General features: G+C 68.5%; 7 protein-coding genes. 2 read left to right on the plus strand and 5 right to left on the minus strand.

Features of this window, described 5'->3' with window-relative positions; all coding sequences use genetic code 11:
- The 5 genes from A612_RS03595 to A612_RS03615 all read right to left on the minus strand — a co-directional run.
- The coding region (locus tag A612_RS03595) for a glutaredoxin family protein (RefSeq protein WP_019373221.1) at window positions 1-536 on the minus strand (536 nt) is incomplete at its 3' end.
- 72 nt (window positions 537-608) lie between these two features.
- Window positions 609-2,645, minus strand: coding sequence for a M3 family metallopeptidase (locus tag A612_RS03600; RefSeq protein WP_019373222.1), 2,037 nt, complete (start codon window positions 2,643-2,645; stop codon window positions 609-611).
- 33 nt (window positions 2,646-2,678) lie between these two features.
- Entirely contained in the window at window positions 2,679-3,533 is an 855-nt protein-coding gene (folD, locus tag A612_RS03605) for a bifunctional methylenetetrahydrofolate dehydrogenase/methenyltetrahydrofolate cyclohydrolase FolD (protein ID WP_019373223.1), read from the minus strand.
- Window positions 3,534-3,624: 91 nt separating this feature from the next.
- Window positions 3,625-4,251, minus strand: a complete 627-nt coding sequence (locus A612_RS03610; protein WP_019373224.1) for a response regulator transcription factor — start codon at window positions 4,249-4,251, stop codon at window positions 3,625-3,627.
- A 55-nt stretch (window positions 4,252-4,306) separates the two neighbouring features.
- Complete coding sequence (locus A612_RS03615; protein ID WP_040435891.1) at window positions 4,307-6,802, minus strand: PAS domain S-box protein; 2,496 nt, start codon at window positions 6,800-6,802, stop codon at window positions 4,307-4,309.
- Window positions 6,803-6,974: 172 nt separating this feature from the next.
- On the opposite strand from A612_RS03615, the gene aceE reads away from it, so the two are divergent.
- Complete coding sequence (aceE, locus tag A612_RS03620) at window positions 6,975-9,680, plus strand: pyruvate dehydrogenase (acetyl-transferring), homodimeric type (protein ID WP_019373226.1); 2,706 nt, start codon at window positions 6,975-6,977, stop codon at window positions 9,678-9,680.
- 17 nt (window positions 9,681-9,697) lie between these two features.
- A partial coding sequence (locus A612_RS03625; protein ID WP_040435889.1) for a biotin/lipoyl-containing protein occupies window positions 9,698-10,004 on the plus strand: 307 nt, incomplete at its 3' end.

Raw genomic sequence — 10,004 nt, forward strand, 5'->3', positions numbered from 1 at the left:
GGCGCTGCCTTGGGGACCACCGCCACCATCGGCGCCGGGGCCGGGCGGCGGTAGCCCGGCGGCAGCTGGGATTGCTTGGGATAGCCGGCGGCGTCCAGGTAGCGGGTCCACTCGGTGTCCGAGAAGCCCTTGAGCTGCTGGGCGCCGATCGTCGCCAGCGGCAGGCTGGCGTCCCCGCTCAGGCGCTTGAGCGCGTCGATGTCGTCGTTGCTGCTGACGGTGCGCTCGGCGAAAGGGATGCCCCGCTGCGTGAGCAGGGCGCGGGCGCTGTCGCAGGGCGCGCAGTCGCTGCTGGTGTAGAGCGTCACCGGGTAGCGCTGGCTCGCCTGTCGCAGGGCGGGGGGCAGGGTCGGGGAGGGGGGCACGGCGGTGCTGCGGCCGACCGGCGCGGCCGAGGCGCCCTCGGCCGGTGCGCGGTCGGAGAAGGTCACCTTGCCGTCGGGGCCGACGATGCGATAGACCTGCTGGGCATGGGCGCCGCCCGCAAGGGCAAGGGCGGTGCCTAGGGAGCAGAGGGCGAGGCGGCGGATGTTCATGCGGGCACTCCAGCGGACACGAAGGCGGTGGTCAGGGGAGGCGGGCCGTGCCGGGCGGCGGCGCCAGCGCGCTCACGCGGTCATTCCCTGGTGGCGCAGCAGCGCATCGATGCGCGGCTCGCGCCCCCGGAAGGCCTTGAAGGATTCCATGGCCGGACGGCTGCCGCCCGCCTCCAGGATTTCCTGGCGGTAGCGCCGGCCGGTCTCCAAGCTGGGCATGCCATCCTCGCCCATGGTTTCCTCGAAGGCGGCGTAGGCGTCGGCGCTCAGCACTTCGGCCCACTTGTAGCTGTAGTAACCGGCCGCGTAGCCGCCGGCGAAGATGTGGCTGAAGGTGTGGGCCGTGCGGCTGAAGGGCGGCGCCGGGAGCACGGCCACCTCGTCGCGCACCTGCTGCAGCAGCACGTGCAGGTTGCGCGCCGGGTCCGGATCGGTGTGCAGCAGCATGTCGAACAGGCCGAATTCCACCTGCCGCAACGTTTGCATGCCGGCCTGGAAGTTGCGCGCCGCGACCATCCGCTCGTACAGCGCGCGTGGCAGCGGCTCGCCCGTGTCCACGTGCGCCGTCATGTGGCGCAGGACCTCCCACTCCCAGCAGAAGTTTTCCATGAACTGGCTGGGCAGCTCGACCGCGTCCCACTCCACGCCGCCAATGCCCGAGACGTCGCGCTCGTTCACCTGGGTGAGCATGTGGTGCAGGCCGTGGCCGAACTCGTGGAACAGCGTGACCACGTCGTCGTGCGTGAGCAACGCCGGCTTGCCCTCCACGCCGCTGGCGAAGTTGCACACCATGTAGGCCACCGGCGTCTGCAGCCGGCCGTCGTCGGGGCGGAGCCAGCGCGTGCGCGCATCGTCCATCCAGGCGCCGCCGCGCTTGCCCGGGCGGGCCGGCTGGTCGAGGTAGAACTGGCCGACGAGCTGGCCGCCGCGCTCGATGCGGTAGAACTCCACTGCCGGGTTCCACACGGGCGCGCTGTCCGGGCGGATCTCCACCTCGAACAGCGTCTCCACGATTCTGAACAGCCCCGCCAGCACCTTGGAGGCCGTGAAGTATTCCTTGACTTGCTGCTCGCTGAAGGCGTAGCGCGCTTCCTTGAGGCGCTCCGACAGGAAGCTCCAGTCCCAAGGCTGCGGGTCCTGCAGCCCGTATTGCTGCGCCCCCAGGGCGCGCAGGTCGGCCACGTCCTGCTCTGCGTAGGGCCGGGCGCGCCGGGCCAGGTCGCGCAGGAAGGCGATGACCTGGGTCGGTGAGTCGGCCATCTTCGGCACCAGCGAGACCTCGGCAAAGCTGGCGTAGCCCAGCAGCCGCGCCTCTTCCTGCCGCAGGTCCAGGATCTCCGCCATGACGGCGCTGTTGTCGAAGCGCACCAGCTCGCCCTCGGCCTGTTCCGAGGCGCGCGTGACGTAGGCCCGGTACAGCCGCTCGCGCAGCGCGCGGTGGGTCGCGAACTGCATCACCGGCAGGTAGCAGGGCAGCTTCAGCGTGAGCTTGTAGCCCTCGCGCCCCTCGGCCCGGGCCGCCTCCCGCGCGGCCTGCACCACATCCCCGGGCACTCCCGCCAGCTCTTCCTCGCTGGCGTAATAGGCGTAGCCATCGGTTGCATCCAGCGCGTTCTCGCTGAATTTCTGGCTCAACTCGGCCAGGCGCTCCTGGATGGCGGTGAAGCGCTCCCGGTCGGCGCCCTTGAGCTCCGCGCCAGAGAGCACGAAGTTGCGCAGCGCATTGGCGTGTGCCCGCCGCTGCTCGGCGTTCAGCCCCGCAGGGTCGATCGCCTTGTACTTGGCGTACAGGGCCTCGCTGGCTCCCAGGCGGGTCCAGAACTCGGTCACGCGCGGCAGGGCAGCGTTGTAGGCGGCGCGCAGCTCGGGCGTGTCAGCCACGCTGACCAGGTGGCCGACGGCGCCCCAGGAGCGTCCGAGCTCCTCGGTGGCGACGTCCAGCACGCGCGCCATGGCGTTCCATTCGGCCGGGAAATCCGGCGCCGTGACAGTGGCCAGGGCCGCGTCCGCGCGCCGCAACAGCTCGTCCATGGCGGGCGCCACGTCGGCGGGCGTGATGCGGTCGAAGCGAATGTGGCCGGTGAAGTCGAGGAGGGGATTGCTGCTCATGGGGAAACAGAGTGGCGGCGCGGCGCCGAAGTTTCAAGGCCGCAGCCGCTCGGCCGCCTCCAGCGTGTTGACCAGCAGCATGGTGATGGTCATGGGGCCGACGCCGCCGGGCACGGGGGTGATCCAGCCGGCGACCTCGCGCACGCCCTCGAAATCGACGTCGCCGCAGAGCTTGCCCTCGGCGTTGCGGTTCATGCCCACGTCGATGACCACGGCGCCGGGCTTGACCATGTCGGCCGTCAGCACGTTGCGCTTGCCCACCGCTGCGACCACGATGTCGGCCTGGCGCGTCATGGCGGCGAGGTCGGCCGTGCCGCTGTGGCAGACCGTCACCGTGGCGTTGGCCGCCAGCAGCATCAGCGCCATCGGCTTGCCGACGATGTTGGAGCGGCCGATCACCACCGCGTGCTTGCCGCGCAGGTCCTTCAGGCCGATGGATTCGAGCATCTTCATGCAGCCGTAGGGCGTGCAGGCCTTGAAACCCGCCTCGCCCACCAGCAGGGCGCCGGCACTGGCGACGTGAAAGCCATCCACGTCCTTGGCGGGCGAGATCGCCTCGATCACCTTCTTGTCGTCGATGTGGGCGGGCAGGGGCAGCTGCACCAGGATGCCGTGGATGGCTGGATCCTGGTTCAGCGCCTCGATGCGCGCGAGCAGCTCGGCCTCGGTGAGGGTGGCGTCGTACCTTTCCAGGACGGAATGGAAGCCCACCTCCTCGCAGGCCTTGACCTTGTTGCGCACGTAGACCTGGCTGGCGGGATTGTCGCCGACCAGCACCACGGCCAGGCCGGGGGTGAGGCCGCGCTCCTTGAGTGCGGTGGTGCGCTCGCGCACCTGCTGGCGCAGCTGGCGCGACAGGGCGTTGCCATCGATGAGTTGGGCGGTCATGCGGGGATTTTCCGTCGGGCAAATGAAAAGGCCGCCCGCTCCCGGCGCGGTGCGGGTGGGCAGCCTGGAGATGCGGGCCTCGTCGCGGCGCTCAGGGCTTGGCGGCGGTGGGGCCCAGGGCGATCTTCAGCAGGTCGGCCACCGTGTTGCCGCCGAGCTTTTCCATGATGTTGGCGCGGTGCGCCTCCACAGTCTTGATGCTGATGCCCAGGTCGTCGGCGATCTGCTTGTTCAGGCGCCCGGCGACGATGCGCTCGAGCACCTGCGCCTCGCGGCTGGTGAGCTTGGACAGCAGCGCCTCGCGGCTGGCCGCCTGCTGATGCTCGGCGAAGGCCTCGCGCGCGTGGTCGAGCATGCGCTCCACCAGCTCCAGCAGCTCGTCCTCGTTGAAGGGTTTCTGGATGAAGTCCAGGGCGCCCTTCTTCATGGTGTTCACCGCCATGGGCACGTCGCCGTGGCCGGTGATGAAGACGATGGGCAGGGGCGACTTGCGCTCGAGCAGGCGGTCCTGCAGCTCCAGGCCGGTCATGCCCCCCATGCGGATGTCGACGATCAGGCAGGCGACCTCGCGCGGGTCGTAGCGCGCAAGGAACGACTCGGCCGAGTCGAAGCAGCGCACGCGGTAGTCCTTGCCTTCGAGCAGCCACTGCAGCGAGTCGCGCACGGCCTCGTCGTCGTCCACGACGTAGACGGCGCCTTTTTTCGGGGTCAGGCTCATGGGAATTCGGTCCTTGGGCAGTGACGTTGCTATTCAAACAATAGTGGCCGAGGCCCTATGCCAGCGGCAGCCAGAAGGAAAACCGGCAGCCCGTGACTTCGGAGCCATTGTAGAGGTTCTCCGCCTCCATCCTTCCGTGGTGCGACTCGACGATGCTGCGGCACAGGTTCAGTCCAATACCCATGCCCTCGCTCTTGGTCGAATAGAAAGCCTCGAACAGGTGCGCGAGCATCTCCGGAGGCAGGCCGCCTCCGGTGTCCTGGACGCTGAACTCGATCACGTCCTGGCCCTCCACCTGGCGCGGCACCACGCGCAGCTCGACGTTGCGCTGGGCCGGAGGGCGGTTGGCCTGGACGATGGACTCGGCCCCGTTCTTCATCAGGTTGACCAGCACCTGCTCGATCAGGATCGAGTCCGCCATGACCGGCGGCAGGCGTGCCGCCATGTAGTGGCTCAGGCGCACGTTGTGTCGGCGCAGCTCGATGCCGCCCAGCTCCACCGCCTCGGTCACCATGTCCTCCACCCGCGCGAGCTGGCGGTTGGGCTCGCTCTTTTTCACGAAAGCGCGGATGCGCTGGATGATCTGGCCGGCGCGCTGGGCCTGGTGGGCGGTCTTCTCCAATGCGCCGATCAGGCCCTCCTCGTCGATCTGGCCGCGCTGGATGCGCGAGATCATGCCGCTGCAGTAGTTGCTGATGGCCGTCAGCGGCTGGTTGAGCTCGTGCGCCACACTCGACGCCATCTCGCCCATGGTGATCAGCCGGCTCACGGACTGCGCGCGCTCGGCCTGGCGGGCGGCCTGCTCTTCGGCCAGGCGGCGCGGCGTGATGTCGGTGGCGATCACCATCTGCGCCAGGCGCCCGTCCACCCAGTTGAGGTAGCGCGATCGCACCTCCAGCCACTTGCCGAGTTCGGGCAGGAAAATCTCGGCGTTCTCCGAATTGGCGCTGGTCAGCGGGTCGGTCGGCAGCCCCATGAGGCCGTCCTCGTCGTCCACGCTGCTCTGGCCACGATGGGCCGGGAGCACGCCCGCCTGGGCCACGAGCTGCAGGTGGCCGGCGGTCTGCGAGCCGAACCACTGGCGGTAGAGGCGGTTGGCGAACAGCAGTTCCTCGCTGCCCAGCGGGGCGACCGACACCGAGGCGTCCAGCGCCTCCAGCACGATGGTGAAGCGCTCGTGCGAGGCGGTGAGCTGCTCGCGCACGCGGTTGGGCTCGGTGATGTCGGTCATCGAGGTCATCCAGCCGGTCTGCTGGCCACGCGCGTCCACCAGGGGCGAGACGTACAGCCGGGCATCGAACAGGTGGCCGTTCTTGCGCCGCACGCGCACCTGGAAACCCGCCGGCGTGACCTTGCCGGAGAGCTCCTCGCGCAGCTTGGCGTGCAGCGCCTCGTGCTCCTCCTCGGGCCAGTAGCTGTAGGGCGGCATCTGCCCAACCAGTTCCGCCTCGCTCCAGCCCGTCATCTGGCAAAACGCCGCGTTGACGTAGGTGATGCGCCCCTGCAAGTCGAGCGCGCGCATCCCTGTCAGGATGGAGTTTTCCATGGCGCGCCGGAAGTTGGTCTCGGCGATCAGCGCCTGCTGCGCCTGCAGGCGGCGGCGCGTGTGACGCCAGGTGGCGATCAGCATCCAGGCGGTCATCACGCTCAGGGTGCCGACCAGCCAGAACAGGCCGCTGCCGACCATGCCCAACGAGGTGCGGTAGGCCTGGCCGCGCAGCACCAGGCCATTGCCCACCGGCGAGACCGGCACCTGGTAGGCGTTGGCCTTGGCGCTCCAGGGCCACACGGAGCCGCTGCGCGGCGGCAGGGGGGAGCCGGCCAGCACATGGTTGTCGGCGTCGAGCAGCGTCACGGCGTAGCGCGCCAGCACCTCGGTGGGCGTGCCGTAGCGCAGCACGCTGTCGATGGAGTATTCCGCCAGCACCACCCCTGCGAACCGGCCTTCGGAGGCCAGCGGCACCTGCAGCTGCAGCAGGGGCACCGCGTCGCCCGCATTGGTGGTCACCGGCTGGGAGTACACCGGCTGCAGCAGGTCGCGCACCAGCCCGTAGAGTTCGGCTGTCTCGCCGCCGCGCAGGACCTCGCCGGCCACGCGCAACTGGCTGCTGGTGACCGTCGGCGCGGCGTGGGTGGCGCGGATGCGGCGGCGCTCGTCGATCCAGCTCAGCGCCTGCAGCTCCGGGTACTGGCTGATCAGCGCCTCGGCGCGTGTGCCGAACTCGCTGCGGTCCACCTCTTGGTTGGAGACATCGCGCGCCAGGCGCATGACCTGCTCCTGGCGCTCCAGCAGGCGCAGGCGCACGCGCTGCTGCGCGTATTCCACGTCGCGTTTGAGGGCTTCCTTTTCGCGCTCGATCTCCTCATTGCGCAAGTACCAAAACGAGGCCACGATGGCCGCGAGGAACATCAGCACGGCCGCCAGGGGCGCCAACGCCGCCAGGCGGTCCTGGCGCATGGGCGAGAGGCTGCGCCACCAGCTGCGCCAGCGGCGCGCGGCCGCCTTGGCGGCAGAGGTCGGCGGTGCGGAAGAGGCTGGAGAAGGCAGCATGGCGCCAAGTTTAAGGCCCGCCCCCGGCCGCTTTTCACCACGAGAAATATTGTGCGCTCGCAGCAAGATTCCACGATGAGAAATAACTAGGCACAATTTGAAATAAGAAAAAACTGTGCGAAACTTGAGCGAATATCACGCTGTTGCCAACGACTTAGCAAGGAGACTGGGCATGTCCGATCCCACCCAAGGAACCGTTCCGACCGACATCGACCAGCAGGAAACGCGCGAGTGGATGGATGCCCTGCAGGCAGTCATCGACAAGGAGGGCGCCGAGCGCGCCCACTTCCTGATCGAGCAGCTGCTCGAACACGCCCGCCAAAACAGCATCGACCTGCCGTTCTCCGCCAACACCGGCTACGTCAACACCATCGAGCCCGAGCAGGAGGCGCGCTGCCCCGGCAACATCGCCATCGAGAAGCGCCTGCGCGCCTTCATGCGCTGGAACGCCATGGCCATGGTGGTGCGCGCCAACCGCATCCACCCCGAGGACGGCGGCGACCTGGGGGGGCACATCGGCTCCTTCGCCTCGCTGGCCTCCATGTGGGGCGCGGGCTTCAACCATTTCTGGCACGCCGAGAGCGAGGACCACGGCGGCGATTGCATCTACTTCCAGGGCCACAGCGCACCGGGCATCTACGCCCGCGCCTACCTGGAGGGGCGCATCACCGAGGAGCAACTCGAGCACTTTCGCCAGGAAGTGGACGGCAAGGGCCTGCCGAGCTACCCGCACCCCAAGCTGATGCCCGGCTTTTGGCAGTTTCCCACCGTGTCGATGGGCCTGGGGCCGATGATGGCGATCTACCAGGCGCGCTTCCTCAAGTACCTGCACGCGCGCGGCATCGCCGACACGGCCAAGCGCAAGGTCTGGATCTTCCTGGGCGACGGCGAGATGGACGAGCCCGAGAGCAAGGGCGCGATCAGCCTGGCGGCGCGCGAGAACCTGGACAACCTGATTTTCGTCATCAACTGCAACCTGCAGCGCCTCGATGGCCCGGTGCGCGGCAACGGCAAGATCATCCAGGAGCTCGAGGGCGACTTCCGCGGCGCCGGCTGGCACGTCATCAAGCTCTTGTGGGGCAAGGGCTGGGACGAGCTGCTGCGCCGCGACACCACCGGGCGCCTGCGCCAGCTCATGATGGAGACGCTGGACGGCGACTACCAGACCTACCGCGCCATGGACGGCGCCTACATCCGCAAACACTTCTTCGGCCGCTATCCCGAGACCGCCAAGCTGGTCGAGCACCTGACGGACGACGACCTGTGGGAGCTGCGCCGCGGCGGCCACGACCCGGAGAAGGTCTACGCGGCCTTCCACGCCGCCAACGAGCACAAGGGCCAGCCCACGGTGCTGCTGGTCAAGACCGTCAAGGGCTACGGCATGGGCAAGGGCGGCGAGGCCAAGAACACGGTGCACCAGACCAAGAAGCTGTCGGACGAGGACATCCGCTACATCCGCGATCGCTTCAACATTCCCATCCCCGACAGCGAGCTCGACAAGCTGCCCTACTACAAGCCGGCCGACGACACGCCGGAGATGAAGTACCTGCACGAGCGGCGCAAGGCCCTGGGCGGATATTTGCCGCACCGCCGCGAGAAATCCGACGAGAGCTTCACCGTGCCGTCGCTGGAGACCTTCAAGGCGATCCTCGACCCGACCGCCGAGGGCCGCGAGATCTCCACCACCCAGGCCTATGTGCGCTTCCTCACGCAGCTGCTGCGCGACAAGGCGCTGGGCCCGCGCGTGGTGCCGATCATCGTGGACGAGGCGCGCACCTTCGGCATGGAAGGGCTGTTTCGCCAGGCGGGCATCTACAACCCCAAGGGCCAGCTCTACACGCCGGTGGACCGCGACCAGGTGATGTACTACAAGGAGGACAAGGCCGGCCAGATCCTGCAGGAAGGGATCAACGAGGCGGGTGGCATGTGTTCCTGGATCGCCGCGGCGACCTCGTACTCGACGAACAACCGGATCATGATCCCGTTCTACGTGTACTACTCGATGTTCGGCTTCCAGCGCTTTGGCGACTTCGCCTGGGCGGCCGGCGACATGCAGGCGCGCGGCTTCCTGCTGGGCGGCACCTCCGGGCGCACCACGCTCAACGGCGAGGGGCTGCAGCACGAGGACGGCCACAGCCACATCCTGGCCAGCACCATCCCCAACTGCATCAGCTACGACCCGAGCTTTGCGCACGAGGTGGCGGTGATCATGCAGCACGGCCTGAAGCGCATGGTCGAGCGCCAGGAGAACGTCTTCTACTACATCACGCTGCTCAACGAGAACTACCCGATGCCGGGCCTGCAGCCGGGCACGGAGGAGCAGATCATCAAGGGCATGTACCTGTGCCGCCAGGCGCCGGCGCTGGAGGACGGCGCGCCCTCGGTGCAGCTGCTGGGCAGCGGCTCGATCCTGCGCGAGTCGATCGCCGCGCAGCAGCTGCTGGCCGATGACTGGGGTGTGGCGGCGGGGGTGTGGAGCTGCCCGAGCTTCAACGAGCTTGCGCGCGACGGCCAGGACGTGGCGCGCTGGAACCTGCTGCACCCGACCGAGGAGCCACGCAAGGCTTTCGTGACACGGCAGCTCGAGCGCGTGGAAGGCCCGGTCGTCGCGTCCACCGACTACATGAAGGCCTACGCGGAGCAGATCCGCGCCTACATCCCCGAGGGACGCAGCTACCAGGTGCTCGGCACCGACGGCTTCGGCCGCTCGGATTTTCGCTACAAGCTGCGCGAACACTTCGAGATCAACCGCCACTACATCGTGGTGGCGGCCCTCAAGGCGCTGGCCGATGACGGCGTGCTGCCCGCCGCCAAGGCGGCCGAGGCGATCCGCCGCTACGGCATCGACGCCGACAAGATCAACCCGCTGTACGCCTGAGAACCAGGGAGGCTGACATGGCATTGCTGGACATCAAGGTCCCGGACATCGGGGATTTCGACGAGGTGAGCGTGATCGAGGTGCTGGTCGCGCCGGGCGACCGGGTGCGCGTCGAGCAGTCATTGATCACGGTGGAGTCGGACAAGGCGTCGATGGAGATCCCGTCGAGCCACGCCGGCGTGGTCAAGGAGCTGAAGGTGCAACTCGGCGACAAGGTGCGCGAAGGCTCGGTGATGGTGGTGCTGGAGGTCGCGGACGAGCAGGACGCGGCGGCCAGGGACACCGGCGAAGGGGCCGGCCCGGCGCCTGCCGCCCCGGCGCCCG

This window comes from Melaminivora alkalimesophila, from assembly GCF_000282995.1.
Taxonomy (GTDB): Bacteria; Pseudomonadota; Gammaproteobacteria; order Burkholderiales; family Burkholderiaceae_C; genus Melaminivora; species Melaminivora alkalimesophila.

Bases quoted from the DNA above. Each gene is read 5' to 3' on its own strand.
- A612_RS03600 (WP_019373222.1), bottom strand. From the start codon at position 2,645: ATGAGCAGCAATCCCCTCCTCGACTTCACCGGCCACATTCGCTTCGAC.
- folD (WP_019373223.1), bottom strand. From the start codon at position 3,533: ATGACCGCCCAACTCATCGATGGCAACGCCCTGTCGCGCCAGCTGCGC.
- A612_RS03610 (WP_019373224.1), bottom strand. From the start codon at position 4,251: ATGAGCCTGACCCCGAAAAAAGGCGCCGTCTACGTCGTGGACGACGAC.
- A612_RS03615 (WP_040435891.1), bottom strand. From the start codon at position 6,802: ATGCTGCCTTCTCCAGCCTCTTCCGCACCGCCGACCTCTGCCGCCAAG.
- aceE (WP_019373226.1), top strand. From the start codon at position 6,975: ATGTCCGATCCCACCCAAGGAACCGTTCCGACCGACATCGACCAGCAG.